At 59.0% G+C, this 24518-nt stretch carries 21 protein-coding genes; 11 read left to right on the plus strand and 10 right to left on the minus strand.

What is annotated here, in order from left to right; genetic code table 11:
* Positions 1-152 precede the first annotated feature (152 nt).
* Both L7A20_RS06250 and L7A20_RS06255 read left to right on the plus strand, forming a co-directional pair.
* Positions 153-1088, plus strand: a complete 936-nt coding sequence (locus tag L7A20_RS06250) for a restriction endonuclease (RefSeq protein ID WP_237222788.1) — start codon at positions 153-155, stop codon at positions 1086-1088.
* A 69-nt stretch (positions 1089-1157) separates the two neighbouring features.
* On the plus strand, positions 1158-1580 hold the full coding sequence (locus L7A20_RS06255; RefSeq protein WP_237222789.1) for a DUF6508 domain-containing protein: 423 nt from the start codon (positions 1158-1160) through the stop codon (positions 1578-1580).
* A gap of 73 nt (positions 1581-1653) precedes the next feature.
* Here the strand turns inward: L7A20_RS06255 and L7A20_RS06260 are convergent, their stop codons facing one another.
* Both L7A20_RS06260 and L7A20_RS06265 read right to left on the minus strand, forming a co-directional pair.
* Positions 1654-2802, minus strand: a complete 1149-nt coding sequence (locus L7A20_RS06260; RefSeq protein WP_237222790.1) for an XRE family transcriptional regulator — start codon at positions 2800-2802, stop codon at positions 1654-1656.
* The gene (locus tag L7A20_RS06265; RefSeq protein WP_237222791.1) at positions 2744-3415 is read right to left on the minus strand and encodes a hypothetical protein; all 672 of its coding nucleotides are present in this window, start codon (positions 3413-3415) and stop codon (positions 2744-2746) included. Before L7A20_RS06265 ends, L7A20_RS06260 begins: the two co-directional genes overlap by 59 nt.
* Before the next feature lie 130 nt (positions 3416-3545).
* Here L7A20_RS06265 and L7A20_RS06270 point away from each other — a divergent pair, with 130 nt between their 5' ends.
* The 5 genes from L7A20_RS06270 (at position 3546) to L7A20_RS06290 (ending at position 9051) form a co-directional block, all read left to right on the plus strand.
* Positions 3546-4340: a MerR family transcriptional regulator gene (locus tag L7A20_RS06270; RefSeq protein WP_237222792.1), complete on the plus strand. Its 795-nt coding sequence runs from the start codon at positions 3546-3548 to the stop codon at positions 4338-4340.
* A gap of 110 nt (positions 4341-4450) precedes the next feature.
* Positions 4451-4975 carry a DUF664 domain-containing protein gene (locus tag L7A20_RS06275; RefSeq protein ID WP_237222793.1) on the plus strand — a complete coding sequence of 175 codons (525 nt, stop codon included), beginning with the start codon at positions 4451-4453 and terminating at the stop codon, positions 4973-4975.
* Positions 4976-4977: 2 nt separating this feature from the next.
* A complete protein-coding gene (locus tag L7A20_RS06280) occupies positions 4978-5586 on the plus strand; it encodes a DUF1349 domain-containing protein (RefSeq protein ID WP_237222794.1) in 609 nt (202 codons plus the stop codon).
* Positions 5587-5801: 215 nt separating this feature from the next.
* Positions 5802-6554, plus strand: coding sequence for an SDR family NAD(P)-dependent oxidoreductase (locus L7A20_RS06285; RefSeq protein ID WP_237222795.1), 753 nt, complete (start codon positions 5802-5804; stop codon positions 6552-6554).
* Positions 6555-6837: 283 nt separating this feature from the next.
* Positions 6838-9051: a phospholipase D family protein gene (locus L7A20_RS06290; RefSeq protein WP_237222796.1), complete on the plus strand. Its 2214-nt coding sequence runs from the start codon at positions 6838-6840 to the stop codon at positions 9049-9051.
* 90 nt (positions 9052-9141) lie between these two features.
* Here L7A20_RS06290 and L7A20_RS06295 read toward each other — a convergent pair whose 3' ends face one another.
* The 7 genes from L7A20_RS06295 to L7A20_RS06325 form a co-directional block, all read right to left on the minus strand.
* The gene (locus L7A20_RS06295; RefSeq protein ID WP_237222797.1) at positions 9142-10404 is read right to left on the minus strand and encodes an FAD-dependent oxidoreductase; all 1263 of its coding nucleotides are present in this window, start codon (positions 10402-10404) and stop codon (positions 9142-9144) included.
* Between the two features lie 168 nt (positions 10405-10572).
* Positions 10573-13767 carry a fibrinogen-like YCDxxxxGGGW domain-containing protein gene (locus L7A20_RS06300; RefSeq protein WP_237222798.1) on the minus strand — a complete coding sequence of 1065 codons (3195 nt, stop codon included), beginning with the start codon at positions 13765-13767 and terminating at the stop codon, positions 10573-10575.
* Between the two features lie 340 nt (positions 13768-14107).
* Positions 14108-14437, minus strand: a complete 330-nt coding sequence (locus L7A20_RS06305; protein WP_237209360.1) for a metal-sulfur cluster assembly factor — start codon at positions 14435-14437, stop codon at positions 14108-14110.
* A 27-nt stretch (positions 14438-14464) separates the two neighbouring features.
* On the minus strand, positions 14465-15223 hold the full coding sequence (gene sufC, locus L7A20_RS06310) for a Fe-S cluster assembly ATPase SufC (RefSeq protein ID WP_185172967.1): 759 nt from the start codon (positions 15221-15223) through the stop codon (positions 14465-14467).
* Between the two features lie 29 nt (positions 15224-15252).
* Positions 15253-16500 carry a Fe-S cluster assembly protein SufD gene (gene sufD, locus L7A20_RS06315; RefSeq protein ID WP_237222799.1) on the minus strand — a complete coding sequence of 416 codons (1248 nt, stop codon included), beginning with the start codon at positions 16498-16500 and terminating at the stop codon, positions 15253-15255.
* Between the two features lie 3 nt (positions 16501-16503).
* On the minus strand, positions 16504-17961 hold the full coding sequence (gene sufB / locus L7A20_RS06320; protein WP_135011742.1) for a Fe-S cluster assembly protein SufB: 1458 nt from the start codon (positions 17959-17961) through the stop codon (positions 16504-16506).
* Positions 17962-18060: 99 nt separating this feature from the next.
* Positions 18061-18819: a helix-turn-helix transcriptional regulator gene (locus tag L7A20_RS06325; RefSeq protein ID WP_237222800.1), complete on the minus strand. Its 759-nt coding sequence runs from the start codon at positions 18817-18819 to the stop codon at positions 18061-18063.
* Between the two features lie 154 nt (positions 18820-18973).
* On the opposite strand from L7A20_RS06325, the gene L7A20_RS06330 reads away from it, so the two are divergent.
* The 4 genes from L7A20_RS06330 (at position 18974) to L7A20_RS06345 (ending at position 23122) form a co-directional block, all read left to right on the plus strand.
* Positions 18974-19993: an ABC transporter ATP-binding protein gene (locus L7A20_RS06330; protein WP_237222831.1), complete on the plus strand. Its 1020-nt coding sequence runs from the start codon at positions 18974-18976 to the stop codon at positions 19991-19993.
* Complete coding sequence (locus L7A20_RS06335; protein WP_237222801.1) at positions 19990-20757, plus strand: ABC transporter permease; 768 nt, start codon at positions 19990-19992, stop codon at positions 20755-20757. Before L7A20_RS06330 ends, L7A20_RS06335 begins: the two co-directional genes overlap by 4 nt.
* Positions 20758-20798: 41 nt before the next feature.
* On the plus strand, positions 20799-21977 hold the full coding sequence (locus tag L7A20_RS06340; protein WP_237222802.1) for a COX15/CtaA family protein: 1179 nt from the start codon (positions 20799-20801) through the stop codon (positions 21975-21977).
* Positions 21978-22786: 809 nt separating this feature from the next.
* Positions 22787-23122, plus strand: a complete 336-nt coding sequence (locus L7A20_RS06345) for a hypothetical protein (RefSeq protein ID WP_237222803.1) — start codon at positions 22787-22789, stop codon at positions 23120-23122.
* An 80-nt stretch (positions 23123-23202) separates the two neighbouring features.
* Here the strand turns inward: L7A20_RS06345 and L7A20_RS06350 are convergent, their stop codons facing one another.
* The gene (locus tag L7A20_RS06350) at positions 23203-24162 is read right to left on the minus strand and encodes a heme o synthase (protein WP_423816782.1); all 960 of its coding nucleotides are present in this window, start codon (positions 24160-24162) and stop codon (positions 23203-23205) included.
* Positions 24163-24518: the final 356 nt, after the last annotated feature.

Raw genomic sequence — 24518 nt, forward strand, 5'->3', positions numbered from 1 at the left:
GCCACTCTCATTGAGCTCACTTTGACTGCTTAATAGTCCATACTTTTTGCTACCCCTCCAGCCAGCGGGGGCAAATCAAAACTAGACTTATCCTCGTAAGGTACACCCATGCGTGCCCTGTAGTGCTAGCCGAGTAAGGTAGGTGTTCTCTGGTGGTTGATGAAGTTCCCACGACCGACGAGTTCCGTCCAGCCGTATTGCGCGTACTCTCCGACGGGAAAACCATGAGTTTTGCTGAGCTTTGCCAAAATACAGCCGACTCTCTCAGGCTTAGCCCGAAAGCTCGACAAGAGTTGCTACCCAGCGGCCAACCCAGATTCCGCAATCGAATCAACTGGGCATGTTCAGCCCTAGTCAAAGCCTCACTAGTATCACGACCAGAACGAGCCATGTATAGAATCACTGAAAACGGTTTGAAGGTCAACGCTAGGGACCTGAAATCTTACAGTGAAAAAGATTTGTTGGAGTGGCCCCAGTGGCAGGAATATCAGCAAGAAATTGCAGAGCGTAAAAACTCAGAAGCTTCCTCGCCTGTCGTCGCTGAGCATGACCTAGAGTCCGACTCAGACCCGTTCGAGCAATCTATAGAGCTCACCCGTAGACACAATGCTTCAATTGAGACTGAGCTGCGGAGCAAGCTACAAGAAGCAACACCTGCCTTTTTCGAAAAGGCAGTGGTCGACCTTCTCTGGGCTATGGGTTACGGTGGCCCTCATGGCGAACGAGAACACGTTGGTAGATCAGGAGACGGCGGAATAGATGGAGTCATACGCCAAGACGCTCTGGGCCTAAACAAGGTTTACATTCAGGCTAAAAGGTATGCCGATGGGAACCCGGTTGGCCGTCCTGCTATTCAGCAGTTCTTCGGGTCGCTCTCCTCTCGTGGCGCTGACCGAGGCGTATTCATCACGACCTCCCGTTTCTCCGAGGAAGCTAAAAGGGAAGCAGAAATCTATAAGACTATCGTCCTCATTGACGGTATCCGCCTGACCAAGCTCATGCTGGAATATAAGGTTGGTGTGCAGCCCGCCCAGCATTTAATACTTTTCCAGGTTGATGAAGACTATTTCGACTCAGATGTGATGTAGCATGGCAGAAATCAGAATCGCACCTGTTCACACCTAGCTTTCTCACACCTAATCTGGCTTAATAGGTACATGGGAGTAAGAGACAACAAAACTGCTGAACAACTTTTCGACGGTATTACCCTCATGCACCGCAACCTAAAAGATGGTGTAGAAACAAACCCCGCTGAGGACTCCCCCGCCCGCCTGGGATACTCGGATATTCCCCCGTGGCTGTGGAACGGAATCTATGACGCCATGACCTTCCTGTCCGACGTCATGGGTGTTGGCTCCGAGCCATACAGCAATTGGCTGAAGAACCACCAGGATCCCGCCCCTATTGAGGAATGCGACCTGGCTGACCTCGCCCTCTACTTCTACATGGCTGGACGCGGTGAGCGGTTCAGTGAAGGTACAATCGCTGGCTTCGTTAAAACAGGCAAACTGCTGGCCATGACCGAGCGTTTCTTCGAGCTAGTGCCCACCCTGCCAGAAACGGACCTGCGGCAGAAATAAAGCCGTCAGCAACCCCGGTAAGACAACAGCCGAAATTACACACACCGTAACTTTCAACAAATCGGGGTGCAACTTAACGCACCACCCGCAAGGCCGGACGTCCGCTCTCACCATGCTTTTCGCTCTTGCCCTCCCCCTGCACAAGGCGCAACCGAGTACTAAACGTCAAAGTCAGCACATCATCAACCGGCACCGCAAGATCAGTAGCAATACGCTCGGCCGTCACAGCACCGCCCTTATCAGCTGCGAACACCTGCGGGAAAAGCCTGGACTGCTCAAAGGCTCCCATGCCCTCGGGCTCCCCGTCCCTATACCCCCGGCGCGTCAGCTCAATACACACCTTGCGGTAAATCCAATCAGTCATCCGCCCAACCTTATGCAAAGTAGTTGCCAAGGCAAAAGCAGATACCTGAAAAATGTACTTAGCCTCTACAAGATCGTCCACCGAAGGATTCTGAGGAAGATACTCAGCCAACAGCGACTCAGGCATTAACAGGGCAGACGCGAACTCATCCGCCTCGCGCTCCTGCACAGCCGAAGATTCATCAACAGGAGCAAACCGGTGCAGCACAAGATGGCCCAGCTCATGAGCAATATCGAACCTAGCACGCTCGGGAGTCTTCTGCCGAGCAATAAAAATAAAGGGCTTACCCTCATGCCAGAGCGAGAAAGCATCAACCTGCATGGCAGCGTCTGGAAGCACCATCACACTAATACCCCTCGACTCGCATAACTGCACCAAATTCGGTAGGGGCTTAGTACCTAGCCCCCACTCTTCACGAAGCAACTGAGCAGCTACCCTTGGGGCTATTCCCTCGAATGAGGGCACGACAATAGACGGTAGGGTGAACTTATCCTCCACCCACTGCATGACCTCAATACCGGTAACGCCTGCTGCAACGGCAGAATCACGCGCACTGCGAGTAGCCGCACGGCCAGCCCTAAAATTAACACCGTCAACCTCAACCGCAACCTGCAGCTGGCGTGAAAAATACTCAACCGGGTACCCAAGAACATGAGCCAACTGACTGACCGCAGAATCAGGGGCGCCCTCTTTTTCATATTTCTGAGTGGTACGGTCTGTTACCCCTAGCTCCTGCGCCAACGATACACGGGTATGCCCCCGCCGTTTACGGGCGAGGGCAACACGCTCAGGGTAACTGCTATGCAATCTTGAACTCAACGTCTCCGCCACCAATATCAGGAATTTTGCTACGGTCAATAGCCGATTTATCTATAGAGGGAAGAATAACCCGGTACTGCCACCTATGGAACTGACCACCGTCGAATTCAGGGTAAGGCAGGGAAATCTCGCAACGAATTTCCTCTACGTCCCGATAATAGAGCAAGAACCAATGCCCCTCCGAAGGAACTCCAGAGACGAGTTCCCGCACCATTTCATCCGAAGGCATATTGAGATAAAACAGTGCCGGTTGGTTAGCCTTCACCGACTCACCAGTAGCGGGCCCCTTCTTCCGATTAGCTTTCGGAACCACATCAGGGTCAAGAATACCGGTGTTAGCGTCACCGCCGAGAATACCTAGGATGTGCTTTCCTGATGGATGAATTGAAAGCGGGCGTCCCTTTGGGTTAGCTAGCTTCCAACCACTCTTCACCATGAGGTGATCGCGGATTACCTCTGTCGTGTCAAACCACCGGCGGGTTCCTGCCGCTGTTACAGGAGCCGATGACCGTGTATTACCTGCCGCCTGCTCCCCAGCTTCTAAGCCTTCCTGAATATCAGCAATATCAATACCAAACTTGGCCAAAAATTCAGGGGCTTCACTAGGCTCAATAATTACAGTTGGCTTAGGGGCAAACGCATTCAGAGGCAAGACACCGCTCCTATCGGTAAGATATCGACTCCTCAAATTATTGCACAAAACCCGAAGTTAATCGACAGCATGCAGCCGCAGTTCTCATCTTGTTTGACCCTCACGCTACGTTAGACCCCACAATGGAATCATGAAGGATCAAGATACCCTCTACACGGTAGGGGAAGTAGCGCAGGCTCTCGGTGTCACGGTGCGCACCCTGCACCACTGGGAATCCCTCGGGCTCATTGCCCCTGCTGAACGTACCTGGTCGAATTATCGGCTGTACACTCCCGACGATACTGCGACCCTGCAACGGATCCTTATCTACCGGGCAACCGGCATGAAACTCACCGACATTAAAGAAGCCCTGGCCAGTAGCTCAACCAGCCTGGAGCACCTCCGCAGGCAACGCCAGGCCCTCATGGAGCAGCAACAGCAGCTCTCCGCTATGGTCACTGCTATCGACACCCTCATGGAGAACGAAATGACGAACAAGAAACTCACCCTCACCGAAATCGGCGAAGTTCTCGGCGATGCCAACTTTGCCAGCTACCAGGCAGAAGCTGAGGAACGCTACACCGGCACAGATGACTGGACCATCAGCCAGCAGCGCACCGCAAGCTGGAGCCAGGCCGACTGGGCCGGTTACAAGAATCGCGCCGCTGAGCTGGACGGAAAACTAGCGGATGCCGTGCGCCGTGGCCTGCCGACGGACGGTACCGAGGCGGGCGAGCTCGTCCACGCCCACCGTCAGCTGCTGAGCGAGTTCTTCCCCGTCACCCCCGCCAAGCATTACCTGATCTCACGCGGTTACGTTACGGATGAGCGGTTCACCAGCTACTACGAGTCCCAGCAGCCCGGCCTAGCCCGGTGGCTGGCCGACGCTATTGAGGCAGAGGCCCAACGTGCCGGGGTGGACCTGGCTAACCCCACCTGGGACTAACTACAGCATCTCCCCTAACCGAGCGTGCGTCATTTCGCTGAGCGTGCACCGACCATGCACACGCTCAGCGATATGGCGCACGCTCGTTGTACCGCCGGTAAACTGAGACTATGAAAACCCCTTTCACTGACCCGCCCCTGACCGGCTCCGAAAAAGAGCTGGTGCTTGGCTATATCCGTTTTCAGCAGGAGATTTTCCTGCGCAAACTCCAGGGCGCGGACGGAAGCTGGCTGGACGAGAGCGTCCTTGCAACTCCCCTGCACCCCAGCAGCATGACCCTAGCCGGTATGGCCGGGCACCTCTGGTTCGTGGAGGACTACTGGCGGGAGGAAATCCTACTCGGCCGCACCCTACCTGAGCCGTGGGCGTCCTTCAACTGGCAGCAGGACGCGGACGCCGACTGGCACCTATCCCTCCCCCTGCCCCGGGTTCTAGAGAACCTCCAGGCCAGCATGGAAGCTACCCGCCAGCTGCTGGCTGAGCACGACTGGGATGATCTCAGCGAAGGTGGTCTCAAGGACGGCACCCGCTTCAGCTACCGCTGGGTTGCCCTGCACCTGATTGAAGAGTGGGGCAGGCACCTAGGCCATGCCGACCTGCTCCGAGAAAATATCGACGGAGAACAAGGAGACTAGACATGGACCTCACCACCTTCACCTGGACGCGCCAACCCCAGCGCTATACCGTCACCCCCGACCGAGTTGAAATCACCACAGAACCCGGCACTGACCTCTGGCAACGCACCTACTATCACTTCCGCAACGACAACGCACCGGTCCTGCAAACCAGAACCCGGGACCAGTATTTTTCCTTTATCGTCAAGGCCAGTTTCGATTCCGCCCAGCACCGTTTTGACCAGTGCGGTGTAGCTGTCTACCTCGACAGTGAAAACTGGATCAAAGGTTCCATCGAATACGACAATGAGGACTTCCAGCACCTGGGTTCGGTCGTCACCAACGGCGGCTACTCCGACTGGGCTACCACAGAGATACCGGCATCAACTGGTTACATGTGGTACCGGCTCAGCCGCAGGGGCCAGGACTTCCGCATTGAGAACTCTCTCGATGGCACCACCTGGCACCAGATGCGCATCTGCCATCTGACGGATGCGGGTGAAGAGATCAGTTTTGGGGTCTATGTCTGCTCCCCCGAAGACTCATCGTTTACCGCTGTCTTCACGGATTTCGAGCTAACAGACTGTGCCTGGCAGCCCCATGATGGGCAGCAGCCGGATGCCGGAGCCTGAAATTGGCCCAGCAGGGCGAGGACGTCGCAGCTCATCTGCTCAGGCCAGGGCGGCTGTAGAAGCGATAAGCTAACTTCATGTGGAGTGGCTACAAAGTCTTAACTATAAATTTTAGTTTACTAATGAACTAAATGGGTGTAGGCTTCAAGTACCAGACGATGTAACACGACATCGACCGGTATCGTCAAAGATGACATCACCTGAAGGGAAATACCATGATAGATTTCACTGGAAAGATAGCCACAGTCTCAGGGGCCGGTTCCGGACTAGGACGCGCAATATCGCTGAAACTTGCCGAGTTAGGAGCGAGCGTATTAGTTACTGATATCAATCTTGATGCTGCACAAGAAACTGCTGAAATCATTATTCAAGCCGGTGGCACAGCATCAGCCCTTCAGGCTGACACATCTATCTACGATGATCACGTCAAGGTAGTTGATACAGCCGTCAAAAAGTATGGAGCCCTGCACTTAGCTGTCAACAACGCGGGCATTACCGGCCCTACAGGCAAGATTGAAGATATCGATATTGCTGATTGGGACAAGGCTATCGATATCAACCTAAATGGCGTTTTCTACGGCATCAAGGCCCAGGCTCAAGAGATGCTCAAGCATCCTGAGAATTCCGCAATTGTAAATGTTGGTTCTATCCACTCCCGCACGTCCTCAATTGGATCCCCGGCTTATACAGCAACTAAGCATGCAGTAGACGGAATTACCAAAGCTGCGGCTGTAGAATATGCGCCGTTGGGTCTACGCGTAAATGCTGTTGGTCCTGGGTATGTGAATACTCCACTACTGAAGAACGTCAGTGATGATGCCCTTAAAGCACTTACTGCTAAACACCCCATGGGACGGCTTGGCACTCCTGAGGAAGTCGCCAATGTGGTGGCTTTCTTGCTCTCAGATGCTGCCAGCTTTGTCACCGGTTCCTACTATCTAGTAGACGGTGGGTATAACGCAGTTTAATTAAACCGACTTTTCTCTAGCACCAAATTTTTGGATCCGCTGCGCCCCTAACCGAGCGTGCGTCATATCGCGGAGCGTGCACAGGCCATGTGCACGCTCAGCGATATGACGCACGCTCGCTTGATTTCGCCGCAATGTGCAGAAAACCGGCGACTAAAAGTTTTCATTATTCATTTACCAGACATCTTCTCGCCATCTTGCCGCCATTTGCATCCTGTTCACAATAGCCTGTCATGCTACTGGGTAAACCACACACCCCACCCACTAGCTGAAAGGCATACTCATGCTCACCGTCTTCGACCTCAACACCCGCACCATGCTTTACGGGCCGGACTTCTGGGAGCTCACGGCAGGTTACACAGAGTTTCACGGGGTCAGCTTCGTCTCCTCCTTCGCTACGATTGACCAGCTCAGCCAGAGGTTCGAGCAGGTCAAGCTGATTCTGGGTCTTGAAGAAGCCAAAACCGGCAGCCTGCTGCGGCAAATCTTCGACCCAACCCGGCGCGTCCGCGAACTAGAAACCGCCAGCGAGCCCCTGCTCGACGCCCTCGAAAGCAGCCGCGTGCACCTCAAATACAACGCCGATAAGCTCTTTCACTCCAAGTACTTCATCCTCACATCGGCCGACGAGTTTGCGATTCTCACCGGGTCCATGAATCTCACCCGGGCAGCCATGACCCAGAATCACGAGCACAACACCCTCTACCGGGGTCGCTTCGACAGCCCCGACGACACCGCCTACCTGCGCGAATACACCGAACTCTTCACCCAAAACTTCGAGGTCGAAGCCACCGACTATCTCGACCGCAGCACCGTGCAGGAATTCCGTCAGGCCAGCACCGCCGAGCAGCGCACCAGCATCATCGATACCCGCATCATCAAGGACGCCAAACTCCTACCCACCGAACACCGCGAAACCATCGGCCAGCTCCTGCGCGAGGAAAAATCTGATACAGCCACCCCCGAAAGCGTGACCACAACCTACCAGCTGGGTGACCCCGTCGTCCTGCACACCCTCAAAGCCACTTACACCCCCGCCGGTAAAACGCGCACCCCTGCCGCCGCGGCCAAGGCCCTGCAGACCGTGCACCTCAAACAAAGGCAGGTCGCCCCGGCGGACGCCAGCCCCATCACGGGTGCGCAACCCCGCTGGGTTGCCACCGACGACGGCACCCTGCTCATCAACCACGAGGGGAAGGAACTTACCCTGCTCACCGATGCAGAGGTAACAGCCCGCGACGCCTCAACCTTCGTCGATATCGTGCTCTCCTACCGGGATAACAAGATGCGCGATGAATCCCACCAGGCCCTGAGTGCCTTCCTCTTTGCCATGACGGCCCCGGTGCTCTGGCGCATCCGCCACCTGGTTATGGAAACCGGCGAAAATCCCGACAAAATCCCCGTTCTCCTGGCTATCTTGGGGTCTGGGTCATCGGGTAAAACCACTATGGTTGACGACTACCTCAAGCCCTTCATCGGTGACTACTCTCCCCTACTGGCTGAAGAACTGCTCAAAACCACCTACGGCTCTAAAACCGGGTCCATCAACTATATGAACAGCTATATGGAATCGGGCGAAGTCTCACCCCTCATCATCGACGAGGTGGGCACCCAGTTCCTGAACGGGGCAACGGTGCAGGGCAAAATCAAGCACTGGGCCAACCTGCGCTCCAACGGATTTGAGGGCCCGCAGGGAACCATCATTTTGACCTCAAACGCCGACGGGGCTGTGCTGCAAGAAGCCATCAAAAAACGCGTCTGGTACATCTCTATTACCAGCGACTACAAGCCCACTGACCAGCAGGTCTATAACTTCACCTCCCTGGCGGGGTCGGTCAACAGCAACCTCTACCGCCATGTGGTCTTTACCCTCAGCCAGCGGCTCGACCACCTGACTGCCCACGAAATTCAGCGTTTTTCGCGCAACTGGGTCTGGCTCACCGCCGAGATTCTGCAAGAAACCCTGGCCCGTTTTGGGCTAGAAACGGCCTTTCCCGCCAAAATGTTCACTCCCTACAGCTACCGCGACGAAATCGCCCGCGGCATCATCACTGACACCATCCACCAGGCCCACGCCAAGGACGCCCTGGCCTTTAGCGCGCACAGCCCCGGGGTGGCGTCCGTCCTGCGCTCTGCCTGGGAGGCAACCGGCACCTTCAACAAGACCCAGAAAGAAGAGATGATTGAATTTCGCTCTATTCTGCCCGCCGACTGCGTTTTAGAAGCAACCCCTAAGGCCATCACGCTGAACATCGAGCGCACCGACGCCTATCTGGGCGAGCCCCTGCTAGCCGGCTACCGCGAGCGCAGCCCGCTCAATGTGGTGACCAAGAGCGAGCATGCTCTCGCCTTACTCGAAGCGCAGCGGGAGAGGTCTGAGCGGGAGAAGGCCGAGCTGAGGTTAGAGTTAGAGGCTGAGCGGGTTGCTTTGCTGACCCGGCAGATTCAGGACGCTAAAGCCCGCTCGCGCGGGTGGGGGCGGCTGTGGCGGCGGTAGGCTCCGCTGCGTTTTAACCGAGCGTGCGTCATATCGCTGAGCGTGCACCTATCGGGCGCACGCTCAGCGATTTGGTGCACGCTCGCTCACCTAAGCCAGCAGCGCGTTGAACACCTCAGAGGTCGAGGGGTGGGTGTAGATGCCCTCACCGACCGCAGCGGCCGGGATCTTCTGGGTCATGGCCAGGGCTACCGTGTTGATGAGCTCCTGGGAGTCAATGCACCAGAGGGTGGCACCCAGAATCTGGTTGGTTTCTTGGTCGAGCACGAACTGGGCAATACCCTCTGGCTGACCCATAATCTTGGGGCGGGGCACAATCGCCAGGTCAGCGATTTTTGACTCACGCACCTCAATCTCGTGGTGAGCACCAGCAGCCTCAGCGGTCAGACCCACGGTTGAGAGCGGCGGGTCAATAAAGGTGGTCGTGGGCAGCAGACGACCGGTGCGGGTTCGGGAACCATCGCCCCAGCGGTCTGAGAGCACAATACGATGGTCATCATAGGACGCGTAAGTGAACTGGGGTGCGCCGGTTACGTCCCCGACCGCGTAGATACCCTCAACGCTGGTGCGGCAGTGGTCATCGACCTCGATTCCCTTCTCGGTGTACTTGACCCCGGCAGCCTCAAGGTCAAGCCCCGCAACCGCCGGGCGGCGTCCTGTCGCTACAAGTATCACCTCATCGTCGAGCTGCTCAGAAGCTTGCTCTACCGAGACGCGCTCATCAACAAGAGTTACGCCCTGGGCTTCTAGATGCTCGCGCACCGCCTGGGCAATGTGCCGATCGAGGGCGGGCAGGAAGTCCCCCTCGCCCTTATAGATAGTCACCCGGCTACCGAAGCCCGTGAACATGGTAGCGAACTCTAGGCCAACCGGCCCGCCACCGATGATGGCTAGTGACGCCGGGGTATTCTCTAGCTGCTGGATGCTGGTGGAGTCGTGCACGCGTCCGCCCACTTCCACGCCCGAGCTGGCCCCGGTGTTAATAATGATGGTCGAGGCGCTCACCTGCACCTGCTCCCCCACCTGAACAGTAGAAGAATCAAGGAACCGGGCAGCGCCGTCTAGAAGCAGCACGCCCTTGCCTTCCACCATCTTCTGGTTAGCGGCGTTCAGACGGTCGATGAAAGTATTGCGGGCATCGCGGGCCTGAGTGAATTCCCGGTGGGAGTGGGCCTGTTCCAATAAGAACTTGGTCGGCACACAACCAATGTTGATGCAGGTACCGCCATACATGGCCGGGTTTTGCTCCACCAGTGCTACCCTGTCGCCGGCAGCAGCCCGCTTCATCGCAATGGTCTTTCCGGCCTTACCAAAACCAATCACCAGTACATCGACGGTGAGCTGTTCCATCATGACTCCTCTGTGTTTCTTAGGGGTTTACCCTGCCTACCTTACTCCCGGCAGGCGTCCGCCCCGGGCACCTGCCCAGCTTTTTCGCGCAGAAAAAACTCCCCACCCCTAGATTCAAAAAATCTAGGAGCGGGGAGTTTTCAGGGTGCTAGCTCAGTTTTAGAACCAGGCCTATCGCACCTCGCCAATCATGTCGAAGGTGGTTGCTGCACCCTTGGTATTGGAGTTGACCATCACCGCGATGGAGTTCTTACCCTGCTTGAGGTCAGAGGCCGGAATCTCGATAACCAGCGGGGTGGTGCGGGCGGCGCCGAAGTCCACAGCGCGGGTGGCGGTGTAGGTGGGCAGGGCACCCCAAATCAGGTTCTGACGGGTGTATTCCTTGCCGTTGACCCAAATCATCATGCCGTCATCCACGTAGGTGGTGAGCACCAGCTTCTGGCCCGCTGCCAGGTTGAGGTTGAGCTCCTTGCGCAGCATCATCGACACCGGCTGAGCTCTGGATGAGAACTGGTACATAGTCGCCACACGCGGCTCACCCCAACCTACAGACGAGTAGGTGGTGTACCACTTGGCGGTGTCGTACTTATAGTCGGTGGCGCGCCAGGTGGAGTCCAGCCCCTGCCAGGCGTTCAGGCCAAAGGCAATCTTCCACTCATCACCAGATGCCAGAACAGGCTCAGAGTTTTCAGCCGGTACAGCAAAAGGTTCAATGGGAGCAGGGTTGTTGATGACGGTACCGTTGGCAGGAGCCTCAGCAAGGCGTTCGGGCTCAGCGGGAGCGGGCTCTTCCACAACCGGAGGCTCAACCGGGGCGGGAGCCTCGGTGGTAGCCTCGGCGGTCGGCTCTGCGCTCGCCTCAGCGGTGGGAGTAGGCTCAGCGGTCACCTCGGCAGTAGGCTGGGCAGTCGGTTCAACCGGAGCTACAGGCTGCTCGGTCTTCTGTGCCACAGCAACGGGGGTTGAGGCTGAGAAGTTACCTGCGGCGTCCGCGGAGCGCACGAAGTAGCGGGCGTCATCGGTGTGGGCTACCGAGTAGGTGGTGTCGGTGGTGGTTGCGATAACGCGGTTATCGCGCAGCACCTGGTAGGTGACGTTGCGACCGGCTGAGGGCCAGGTCAGGACGTCGGTGGTACCGTCGGTGCTCACAGCCAGCGAACGCGGGGCGGCGGGGGCGGTCACATCGCGCGGGGCGAAGCGGGCAAAGCCTACGGTCTGCTGCATGCCGTTAGCGCCCTGGGAGCGGTTAATGTCGCCGCCCAGCCAGAGGGTACCCGTGGAGTCAACGAACTGCTCCCAGACACCGTCGCCGCGAGGGCCGCGCAGATTGGGGGCGAACTCGCCGATCACACGGCCGGTTTCAGCGTCAAAGGCGGCAGAGAGGCGGATGGCCTGCAGGTTGAAGAAGCCCTTGTTGGTCCAGGGCTGCATCCAGGTGCCAGAACCTTCATAGATGTAGTTGCCGCAGTGGCAGGCACCGTAGATGACCTTGTTGTTCTGGTCTTCGTAGAGGTCCTGGAAGTCGCCGCCCTCGATGGTGATAGCCGAGTAGAGACGGCTCATGGTGTTCTTGGCGTACTGGTGGATGATGTGCTCTGAACCGGCGGCCCAGACGGTAGCGCCGGCGTCCTCAACGTCGTTCTGGTAGCCCTGGCGCTGGATGGTGGGGAAGGACGGTTCCCAGGTCCATGCCTTGGCAATGTTGCCGTCGGTGGTGTTGAGCTGGGCTAGCTTCCAGGTCTTGGTGCCGTTGACCTCTGAGAAGTAGCCTGCGGCAGCGACGGTTGCCCCGTCATCTGCTGCTGAGAGGCCGTTGACGGTGCCGTTGAGGTAGGGGCGCCAGTTGGCATCCGGCCCGTTCTGGCTGAAGCTGAAGCGACCCGCGTTGCGGGAGTAGCCGGTGGCCCCGGTTTCGGTGTTGACCACGTGCGAGAAGGCACCGCCCACGTAGAGGTAGTCGCCCTGCACGTCGAGGGTACGGGCGCTGGTGATGGAGCCTGCACCGCGGTTTTCGATACCGAAGTTGTAGGTGCGGTCGATTTCACCGGTGACGGGGTTAAGAATGACCAGGCCGGCAACTTTTTCGCCGTTGACCTCGGTGAACTCGCCACCTACAGCCAGGGTGCCGTTGGGCAGGGCTTCAAGAGCCTTAATCTGGCCGTTGAAGGTGGGCATGAAGGTGCGCACGAGTTCACCGGTGGTTACGTCGTAGCCTGCCAGGAACTTCTGCTGAACCTTCTCACCGGTGGCAGCGTTTTCTACCCAGGCGAAGTCGCCGCCGGTGAAGACGGTGTTACCCACCTGGGTGATGGCCTGCACATAGGTGTTGAGTTCGCCCAGGGTTCCGGTGCCGGTGGTGTCGCTGGTGCGCCAGGTGACCTTGGCTGAGTATGAGTTGGGCAGGGCACGGCGGGTAGAGCCGGACGCCCCCGCGTCAGCGTAGTCGCTCAAGTTCAGGTCTGCCTGGGTCAGCTTGGGGCGCAGGAAGACCTGGGAGAAGGGCAGGGGGCTGGCGCCGGTCTTGGACCAGAGGTGGGTGGTGGCGTTATCGGAGCCGCGAGCAACTGGGCCGTAGGCAAAGCCCATTCGCCAGCCCTGTGCGCTGGTGCCCAGGAAGTTGACCTGGTACATGGAGAGTACCGGCTTCATCATCTGGCCGGTCAGCGATGAGAAGTTTCGGTTGGAGCTGGTGACGGTCGGTGAATCGCCGCGGAATTTGATGTCACGCCAGGTCTGGGTGCCTGAGAGGGCCCAGGTCCAGTCGGTGGCGTTGGCGCGGGTGGCGGTAACATTCTGCCATTTGGTGCCTTCGGCGTTGGCAGCGCGGCGGATGCGGAAGCCTTCTTTGAGGTCAGACACCTTGCTGTTGCCGATCAGGGCATCGACCGTGGTGGAGGGCAGCTGTACGGGGGTGAAGGCGTCGGTGCCGTCGGGGTTGGTGTACAGCTCTGAGGCTTTGCCCTTGCCGTTGTAGTTTTCTTCCCAGCCGTCGCGGCCGCGGCCGATCATGACCCAGCCGCCACCGTCAGTTTCCTGGTCGCAGTAGAACTGTTCGGGGGCTGCCATCTCCGGGGTCCAGAGCCAGTAGGTGCCGCTGGTTGCGGCGGGGTCGGTCTGCTTGGCTTCCCAGCAGCTGGCGGCTGCGGTTTCACTGGTTTTACCGTCGGGGGTGTAGGTGTCGGATGCGGTTGCTCCCGGCAGCACGGTTACTGCGGTGGCAAGAGCGAGGACGCCTACCCCGGCTTTGGTGGCCAGGTTGGGTTTTTTGAGTGAAAAGGGGGCTTTAAACTGGGTGCGAGTAGCTACCCAAAAATCGCGCGCGGTGGTGCGCTTCGACGGGCGCGCCGAAGTGTCTTTGTGTTCCATGTGTTCCCTAGTGTGCGAGTAGCCCGCCGGTTAGTCGGCGAATCAATGTGCGTTATATATAGCTTAGGGTTTACCGCACCCATCCTGCCTATTGCGGCCTGTGGTCATTGCTGGGGCTACACACCACCAACTAGCCCACAAATAAAAACCGGTCAGGGTATATGACCACGTGAAAGCCCCTGCAGCGCCCAAGATGAGTCTTCAGCGCAATAAAGACCAAACTGTGGAACCAGCCACACCGGCTCACCATGACCGGTTGCAACAAGGACGCCGCCCCGCACTCCCCTGCCCGAGGGCAAGAAAGGTGCGGGGCGGCGTCCTCACATGTTAACCGCGTTGGTTAGATGTTGAAGCCTAGGGCGCGCATCTGGTCGCGGCCGTCCTCGGTAATGCGCTCGGGGCCCCACGGGGGCATCCAAACCCAGTTCACGTGCCACTCATCAATCATGTTTTCCAGGTTCTGCTGAACCTGTTCCTCGATGACGTCCTGCAGGGGGCAGGCGGCGGTGGTCAGGGTCATGTCGAGCACGAGGGCGCCTTCGTCATTCCAGCGCATACCGTAGAGCAGACCCAAATCAACGATGTTGACACCCAGTTCGGGGTCAATCACGTTCATGAGGGCTTCTTCGATAACCTCTTGGCTGGGGGCACCAGCGGGGGCTTCTGACATAGCAGTCACCTTTCAGTTCAGCCGCTACTACTTAGCAGCCAGGTAGCGCTCGTAGCCCTCTTCTTCAAGACGGTCAGCGAGCTCGGGGCCGCCCTGGTCTACCATCTTGCCGTCCACGAAAACGTGAACGAACTGGGGCTTGATGTAGCGCAGGATGCGGGTGTAGTGGGTAATCAGCATAACGCCCATGTCGTTGGCCTGGTGAGCGCGGTTAACACCCTCAGAAACAACCTTGAGAGCGTCGACGTCCAGGCCGGAGTCGGTCTCATCGAGAATACCGAACTTGGGCTTGAGCAGTTCCAGCTGCAGGATCTCGTGGCGCTTCTTTTCGCCGCCGGAGAAGCCTTCGTTGACGTTACGGGAGATGAAGGCGGGGTCGATGGAGAGGTTCTCCATGGCTGCCTTAACGTCCTTGGTCCAGGTGCGCAGGGCGGGAGCTTCACCGTCAACAGCGGTCTTGGCTGAACGCAGGAAGTTGCTCATGGTGACGCCGGGGATTTCGACGGGGTACTGCATAGCCAGGAAGAGACCGGCGCGGGCACGCTCGTCGACGGACATCTCGGTGACATCTTCACCGTCGAGCAGGATCTCACCGGAGTCGATCTGGTACTTGGGGTGGCCGGCGATGGTAGAGGCCAGGGTGGACTTACCGGAGCCGTTGGGGCCCATGATGGCGTGGATTTCACCGGAGTTGATGGTGAGGTTGACGCCCTTGAGGATGGGCTTGGTGTTTTCGTCGTCCAGAATAACGGAGACGTGGAGGTCCTTGATTTCAAGGGTTGCCATAGTTTGTTTCTCCTGTAAAAGGTAAAGCTTTAGTTGTTGGAAATCGCGAGTTCAGCTTCGAGGGCATCGGTGAGCTGTTCTTCGAGCTCGGGGATGCGGATCTGCTGAATAATCTCGTTGAGGAAGCCGCGGACGACCAGGCGGCGGGCTTCAGCCTCGGGAATACCGCGGGCCTGCAGGTACCAGAGGTGCTGCTCGTCGAGCTGACCGGTGGTGGATGCGTGGCCGGCACCTTCGATAAGGCCGGTTTCGATTTCCAGGTTGGGTACGGAGTCAGCGCGGGGGCCGTCTTCGAGAATCAGGTTGCGGTTGAGCTCGTAGGTGTCGGTGCCTTCTGCATCCTTACCGATCAGCACATCGCCCACCCAGACCGAGTGCGCGCCCTTGCCCTGCAGGGCACCCTTGTAGGTGACGCGGGACTTACAGTTCGGTTCGGTGTGGGCCACGAAGAGACGGTTCTCAATGTGCTGGCCGGCATCGACGAAGTAGAGGCCGTACATCTCGGTTTCAGCGCCGGGGGCGGTGAACTTGGTGGACGGGGTGACGCGCACCAGGTCGCCACCGAGGGAGATGTTGACGTGCTTGAACTTGGCGTCACGCCCCAGAGCAGCGTACTGGGCTGAGGCATGGATTGTGTCGTCCTCCCACTGCTGAACGGTGATGACTGTCAGGGAGGACGAGTCGCCCACCTTGAACTCTACGTTCTGGGAAAGCACAGCTGAGCCGGTGTGGCGCAGCACGACAACGGCCTTGGAGAAAGGCTTGGTCTCGATGAAGAGGTGCTGGGCCGCGGCGTCCTTGTGGGTGCCGTTGATAGCAACCTCAATCTGGCCTTCCAGTTCAGCTTCGGCGGGAACGGTAATGGCGGTTGCCTCGGAGAAGGTGCTCCAAGCGTTGGCCGCTACGCGGTCCTCGGGGATACCGGCTGAGCCGATGCGGGCGTCGTCGCGGGCGATAGTCTCGACCTGGACGCCGGCGGGGGCCTTGACCTCTACAGCGGGGGCAGCACCGGTGAGTTCATCGGTGTGCAGGCCGCCTAGACGCTTGAGCGGGGTGAAGCGCCAGTCTTCTTCACGGCCGGTCAGGGTAGCGAAGTCTTCGACCTTGTAGGAAGTCTTGCGCTCGGCGCGGGAGCCGTCAATCTCGACCTTGTCGGTGTTGTGCTTTGAGACGCGGATGGTATCGTCGGTGGCTAGCTCGGTAGCGAGCTTTTCACCTTCCTGGTCCATACCGGGAATCGCGGGGTTGTTGTGACCCTGGTTTTCTGCGTTAGCCATAATTTAGCCTACGGATCCTTCCATCTGGAGTTCGATCAGGCGGTTGAGTTCAAGCGCGTATTCCATGGGCAGCTCGCGGGCGATGGGCTCCACGAAGCCGCGCACGATCATGGCCATGGCTTCGTCTTCGGGCAGGCCGCGCTGCTGCAGGTAGAAGAGCTGTTCTTCTGAGACGCGGGAGACGGTTGCCTCGTGGCCCATGGTGACGTCGTCCTCGCGGATATCTACGTAGGGGTAGGTATCTGAGCGGGAGATGGTGTCGACCAGCAGGGCGTCACAGACTACCGAGCTCTTAGCGTGGGAGGCACCTTCGCGCACCTGCACCAGGCCGCGGTAGGCGGCACGGCCACCGTTACGAGCCACAGACTTGGACACGATGGTGGATGAGGTGTTGGGGGCGATGTGGACCATCTTGGAACCGGTGTCCTGGTGCTGGCCCTCGCCTGCGAAAGCGATAGAGAGGGTCTCGCCCTTAGCGTGCTCACCGACCATGTAAACAGCCGGGTACTTCTGGGTGACCTTGGAGCCGATGTTGCCGTCGATCCATTCCATGGTGGCGCCCTCGTGGGCGATGGCCCGCTTGGTCACCAGGTTGTAGACATTGTTTGACCAGTTCTGAATGGTGGTGTAGCGGACGCGGGCGTTCTTCTTGACCACGATTTCAACTACTGCTGAGTGCAGTGAGTCGGTCTTGTAGATGGGGGCGGTGCAGCCTTCGATGTAGTGAACGTAGGAGCCCTCGTCAGCGATGATGAGGGTACGCTCGAACTGGCCCATGTTCTCGGTGTTAATGCGGAAGTAGGCCTGCAGGGGGATCTCTACGTGAACTCCCGGGGGGACGTAGACGAAGGAGCCACCTGACCATACGGCGGTGTTCAGGGCTGCGAACTTGTTGTCACCGGCGGGGATGACAGAGCCGAAGTATTCTTCGAAGAATTCGGGGTGTTCCTTGAGGGCGGTGTCGGTGTCCAGGAAGATAACGCCCTGGGCTTCGAGGTCTTCGCGGATCTGGTGGTAGACAACCTCAGACTCGTACTGGGCGGCAACGCCGGCGACCAGGCGGTTACGTTCTGCTTCGGGGATGCCGAGCTTCTCGTAGGTGTTGCGGATGTCTTCGGGCAGTTCTTCCCAGGTTTCTGCCTGGCGCTCGGTGGAGCGGACGAAGTACTTGATGTTATCGAAGTCGATGTCCGAGAGGTCTGCACCCCAGGTGGGCATGGGCTTGCGGTCGAAGAACTTGAGGGCCTTCAGGCGAAGGTCCAGCATCCATTCGGGTTCGTTCTTCTTGGCTGAAATGTCGCGCACGACATCTTCGTCAAGACCACGCTTTGCAGCCTGGCCTGCTTCATCGGAGTCAGCCCAGCCGTACTCGTAGGTACCGATACCTTCGAGTTCGGGGTTTGCCTCCAGAATTTCTGAAATGACGGTGTTGTTGGCGGTGCGCTCAACCTGTTCAGTCATTACGGCCTTTCTTGGTGGGTTGGTTTTCACCGAGGTAAGTCGGTGAAATCTTCTTCTCAGTGGCGAGGTTCTGCGGGGCAGGCCCTGCCGGTGGAAAGTTTAGGGGGCGGTGTCGCCCTGGGTTTCTTCGGGGGCCTGCGGTGCGGACGCCGGCGGGCGGCCGAGCGGGATGTGGGTGGTGCAGACGTGGGCGCCGCCTGCCATGGTGGAGAGTCTGCGCACATCGACCCCGAGAAGTTCGGAGATGATTTCGGTTTCCTGGTCGCAGAAGACGGAGAAGTCTTCGGCGAGGTCTCGCACGGGGCAGTGGCCCTGGCAAAGCTGGATGGAGGCCAGCAGGTTATCGGGCAGCTTAGACCGCATGCCAACAGCCGGGGCCATTTCGTTGGCGGTGGCGACGAAGCCGTCGCGGGTCATTGCCTCTGCGAGCGCTTCGGCGCGGGCTGAGACGTCATCGCCTGCCGCTTCGACGATGGGGCGGTAGCGCTCTGCCATGTCGTGGGCGCGGGCTGAGGCGAACTGGCGCAGGGCGTCTTCACCGACGGCGTCCTTCAGCATGGTGAGGGCGTCGCGGGCGATGTCGAGGTAGTCATTGCCCAGTTCGCTGTGCCCCTGCGGGGCGATAACGTAGCGGCGGGCGGGACGGCCCGCTCCGGCACCGTGCTGGCGGTGGGAGGCAACCTCGATGAGGTTGTTCTTTTCAAGCGCGTCGAGGTGGCGGCGGACGGCTGCCGGGGTGAGGTTGAGCAGTTCACCCAGTTTGGCCGCAGAAACAGGGCCGTGAGTGAGAACTCCCTGGAGCACGCGGTCGCGCGTGCGTTCCTCTGTTTCTGCAGGGCGGGCAGTTTTAGTGGACACAGTTCTGCCTTTCTCTGCGGAATACACAAATAAAGTATGTCGTAATTGTGGCACCTTAAGCTAGTAAGGACTACCTATTTAAGGCAGTACAGTGGCAGGCGTCCGCCCAGAGCCGAAACGAAAGGGCTAGAATAGACGGGTGACGACACACCACCTGCCCCCCAGCCTTAGCCCACGTGAGAGCGCATCTGACGCACCCGCGTCCGCCGCTCTCATCATTGACAACCTGGTCAAGGACTTCACCCCCTCCAAGGACTTCGCGCGCAAGCACCCCGAAGCTCTCACCAGCGAGGGGCTCAAACGAGCGGTAGACCACCTCTCCCTCACCATTGAACCGGGTCAGGTAACGGTTCTGCTGGGTGCTAACGGGGCCGGGAAAACCACCACCCTAGCCTGCGCCCAGGGCCTGCTCAAACCCACCGGCGGCAATATCTCCCTGCTCGGTCACACACCCTGGGGGGCCTCCCCTGAACTGCGTGCCCGCGTTGGCATCATGCTGCAGGACGGCGGCCTACCCCCGTCCGTCCGTCCGCTTCCCCTGCTGCGGCACATCGCCAGCATGTACACCAACCCCCTCGACGTTGACGCCCTAGCAGCCCGACTCGGGATTGATGCCTTTAACGGCACCACCATCCGCAGACTCTCGGGCGGGCAAAAGCAGCGGGTCGCCCTGGCAGCTGCCATCATCGGTCGGCCCAACATTCTCTTTCTCGACGAGCCCACCGCCGGCCTCGACCCCCAATCGCGCAGCGTCGTTTTCGACATCATCCGCGAACAGCGCGATGCCGGCGTAGCCGTTGTACTCACCACCCACCTGCTCGATGACGCCCAGCGCATCGCCGACTACGTCTACATGATTGAGCACGGCAGGGTCGTACTGGCCGGAACCATGGCCCAGGTGCTAGCCAGCGGGCAGGACGACGCCCGCTGCCTCACCTTCACCGCCCCGCCCGGCATCACCCTTTCAGCCATCTGGCCCGCAGGTGACTCCCCCCTGCACCTGGTCGAAGAACCCCAGGGTCACTACCAGCTCACCGGCCCGCTCACGGCCCAGTACCTAGCCGACCTCACCGCCTACTGGGCAGCCCAGGGCTACATGCCCGGCGAATTCTCCCTGGCCAGCCGAACACTAGAAGACGTCTTCCTCGAACTATCAGGCAGGGATATCCGATGAGCACCACCTCAACAGCAGCACCAGCCCTCACCCGTGTGCTAGCCCAGGGCAAGTTCGAAACCATCGCCATGCTCAAAAACGGTGAGCAGCTCATGCTGAACATCGCCTTCCCCATCATGGGCCTACTGGCACTTGCCTACACCGGCTTTCTCGACCCCTGGGCGAACCGCTACGGGGTAAGCCGCGTCGACATTGCTGTGCCCGGCGTGCTAGCCCTGTGCGTGCTCTCCACCGCGCTCTCAGGTCAGGGTATTGCCACCGGCTTCGACCGCCGCTACGGGGTGCTGCGCTTTATCTCCACCACCCCGCTCGGCAAGGGCGGCCTGATCGCGGGCAAGGTGCTGGCGGTGCTCGCGGTCCTCCTAATTCAGTACCTGCTGGTGGGGGCACTCGGCCAGCTACTGGGCTGGACGGCCACCGTGCCCGGCGTCCTCATGTCCCTGCCGACCCTCTTACTGGGGGCAGCCTGCTTCACCTCCCTAGGGCTCCTGATTGCCGGCACCGTGCGCGCCGAAGCAACCCTAGCCATCGTCAACATGGCCTGGGTACTGCTGGCTGCAGCCGGTGGCATTCTCATTCCCACCGACCGCTACCCCACCTGGCTATCCCCCATCATTGACCTGCTCCCCTCAGCAGCCCTGGGCAACGCCCTGCGAGGGGACTACATCTACCACAGCTTCCTGCTGCTACCCCACCTGATCCTGTTGGTAGCAACAGTTCTTTTTGCTGCCCTGGCCACCCGATTCTTTAAATGGTCAGCCTAGCCTGACCCAGACCGTCCGCAACCCTCGTGAAGGAAAGCTCCATGCCGACCCCGCACACGCCCACCGCCGGCACCTATCAGCCAGCCACCCTGGGTGAAAAACTTATCCCCCGCAGCTACACCCGCTGGGTCAAACAGACCGCCTGGGCTGTAGCCATTGCCAACATCGTGCTCATTATCTCCGGCGGCGTCGTCCGCCTGACCGGCTCCGGCCTGGGCTGCGACGCCTGGCCCCGCTGCACCTCAGACGGCTCCTGGACCACCACCCCCGAAATGGGCATCCACGGCATGGTCGAATTCGGCAACCGCCTACTAACCTTCGTGCTGGTCGCCGTTACCGTCATCGCCTTCCTGGCGGTGCTGCGGGTGGTATTCCCTGAGCGAGTCACTTTGGGTCGCTTCATCTGGGGCCTCCTCGTGGGCAGTCGATCCGAGAGCTTCCGCGCTCAAGGGTTAGGCGCCTGGCTCGAGTCGCGCGGCTTTGTCGCCCCCCGCTCCCGCTATTCTGACCTCTTCAACCTCACCCTGCTGCTGCTCTGGGGTATTCCGGTGCAGGCTGTGGTCGGTGGTATTTCGGTCTGGCTGCGCCTCAATCCCTGGATGATTACCGCCCACTACATGCTTTCAGCCCTGATGATCATGATTGCCGGTATCTACCTCAACCGCGTCTACCGCTACTTTGAGGGCACAGCTGCCCGCGAGGGGCTCGTCCCCGCCGCTGCCCCGGCTCATGCTCCAACTCAGGGCGCGGACGCCGGCGCCCCCGCGTCCGCCCACCTCATGCGGGTGCTCGGTTGGGTCGGCGTGGTGCTGGTTGTTGCGCTGATGTTCATGGGTACCGTTACGACGGGTACCGGCCCGCACGCAGGTGACGCCGAGACCCACCGCCACGCTTTTAACCCGGTATGGGTGACCCGCCTGCACGGTTCCCTTGTGTGGATCTACTGCGCTTCGGTGCTGGGCTTCTTTGCGCTGTGGCGGTCAAAGGGGTGGGCCCCTATCTTTGGGAAGTCTCTGGCCTTTGTGCTGGTGGTGCTGGGCTACCAGGCCATCGTGGGTTACACCCAGTACTTCAACGGGCTGCCAATTTGGCTGGTGGAGATGCACCTGATTGGGTCGGGTGTGTTCGCGCTGGCCGCGTCTTCGCTGTTTGAGCGGCAGCTGGTGCTCTCATCCCCCGCTGCGCGCGAGAAGGCGGCGGGACGCGTCCGGGCGGCGTAGCGTTCCTCATCCTCCAGTAGGTACCATCTAAATCAGAAAAACCCACCAACTAGGTGGGTTTTTCTGATTTAAATGGTCTTTTCCACAGGCGCGCGCCAATGCTTCATAGAGGCGTCATCACTGCACCAACTTACTACCGTGTCAGGGCTCATTCCCTTGAATTTTCTCGCTTCACCCGCCTTCAGGTTATCCACAGACTGCACTGGCTCTAGCAAAAGTGAGACTGCATCAGTGAGTCTAGAGCCATGTCAATACATGAATACATCAACGCAGTCCGCACGGCCCGGCAGCTTCTGAACCAGGGCTACACCTACGACCACATCAACCGAGACGTGAAAACCCAGAAACTCACACGCGTCAGAAAGGGTATCTACTGCCCAACAGCCTGGTGGGACTCCCTGAAACCCTATGAAATCTACAGAGTCCAGATCGCCGCAGTACACCTGTCAGACCCATCTACCACTTTTTCGCACGCCCCTGCCGCTTGCCTACACGGATTAGCTCTAGCGAAAACCCCGCCAGCAGTCGATATCGTTGGCCCACCAGATTCACGCGGACGGGCTGCCGGAACCCGCAAACATTACACCTACAAACCGATAGAGGAGCACAGGACGCTCGTGGGCGGCTTGAGAGTGACAGGCTTGCTTCAGACGGTGGTAGATTGCGCGCGGTATCTTCCCGTAAACGAGTCAACCGTCATCGCAGATAGTGCCTTGAACCAAAAACTGGTGAGTGTGGAGGAACTCTCACACGAGCTTTCTCAGATAGTTGGGTGGGGTTCTCGCAAATGCCGAAGGGTTGCACTGGGTATGAGCCCCCATGCCGAAAGCCCGGGTGAAACCTTACTTCGTCTTATCTTGATTGATGCGGGTCTGCCAGCACCGGCCGAACAGGTTGAGGTAACCGTTGGCGGGCTACGTTTCAGGCTTGATTTGGCCTACCCTGATCAGATGATTGCCCTTGAGTTTGATGGCGAGGTCAAGTATGAGAACTTCGGCCCACGACAAGATGCTGAGTGGTCTGAGCGCCGTCGGGAGTCTCTTCTCCAAAATTCGGGGTGGACAGTCCGCCGGTATCGATGGGTTGATCTTATGACACGTCGGGCAGAAATCGTTGCCGAAATCCGTTACTTCCTTAACCGCTAGCGTCCGCCAGAAAAGACCATTTAAATCAGAAAAACCCACCTAGTTGGTGGGTTTTTCTGATTTAGATGGTACCTACCTGTTTAGAGGGGGAGCACCGGGCCGCCCACGAAGGGGTCGACCGCCAGGGCAATGAACAGTACGGTCAGGTAGGTGATTGAGCCGTGGAAGACCACCATAGCTGTCCGGCTGGTTGCCTGCTCCGCCAGCGCCAGGCGGTGCAGCTTGTGGCAGTGGTAGAGGAACCAGGCCCCAATCAGCACAGCGGTCGCCGTGTACACCCAGCCAGCGCCACCCAGGGGCACCAGCAGCAGGGAGCACATCACCATGGCCCAGCCGTACAGCACCACCTGCACCGAAACACTCTTAGCAGAATCAGTAGCACCCAGCATAGGAATGCCGGCGGCCCGGTAGTCCTCGGCGTACTTCATCGACAGGGGCCAGTAGTGCGGGGGCGTCCAGAGGAAAATCACCATAAAGAGCACCACAGCTGCCCAAGAAATGGTGTTCTCTACAGCCGCCCAGGCGATAAAGACCGGCATGCAGCCCGCCAGACCGCCCCAGACGATATTCTGCTTGGTACGCTTCTTCAGCCACAGGGAGTAGAAGACAACGTAGAGGAAAATCGCGACGACGCCGAGACCGGCAGCCAGCGGGTTCACCAGGAAGTAGAGGTACACGATTGAAACAACCGACAGCACCCAGGCAAAGATAAGGGCTTCCCGGTCGGTGAGCTCGCCGGTGACCAGCGGACGCTTCTCGGTGCGCTTCATCAGTCGATCAGCTTCGCGGTCGATATAGCAGTTGAAGGCACAGGACGCACCGGCGGCAAGTGAGCCGCCAATCATGGTGTGGAGCACCAGCCAGAGGTTGGGGAAGCCGCCGGCGGCAAAAATCATGGTGGGCGCGGTGGTCACCAGAAGCAGCTCAATAATCTGCGGCTTTGTGAGGTGAATGTAGGCCCTAATTTTGCGACCCAGGGAGACGCGGCCGGGTGCAGGCGCAGCGGGGGTTTGCTGGCCTTCTTCGGTACGGTCGATCACGGTGTTGATGCCATGGCCCTTCACGTATGCTGACTTCCCTTGACTGTTGTGTGTGCAGCTCTTCGGTTCCCCCGCCGGGTGATTCACTATGTGAAACAGGTGGCGGTTTTCGGCGTGTTGGGGTGCGGACGCCGTCTGCGCGCCCGAGTGCCCCTCGCACCGATTTTTTGGGTGGTGCCCATCACTTTTAGCCGGGGTTGGCCGGTTTGTGAGCACGCCAAAAGAGCTTTTGGTCAAATTACATCGTATAACGCCTACCTACCCCCTGGCTAATAGATTAAGCGCACCCCTAAAGCGGGGGCGTCCGCTGAGAGGCAAACCAAGCCCACATATGCGCAGGTGAACTATCCTGGAAG

Source organism: Rothia nasimurium (assembly GCF_928381415.1).
In the GTDB taxonomy this organism is placed as follows: Bacteria; Actinomycetota; Actinomycetes; order Actinomycetales; family Micrococcaceae; genus Rothia; species Rothia nasimurium_H.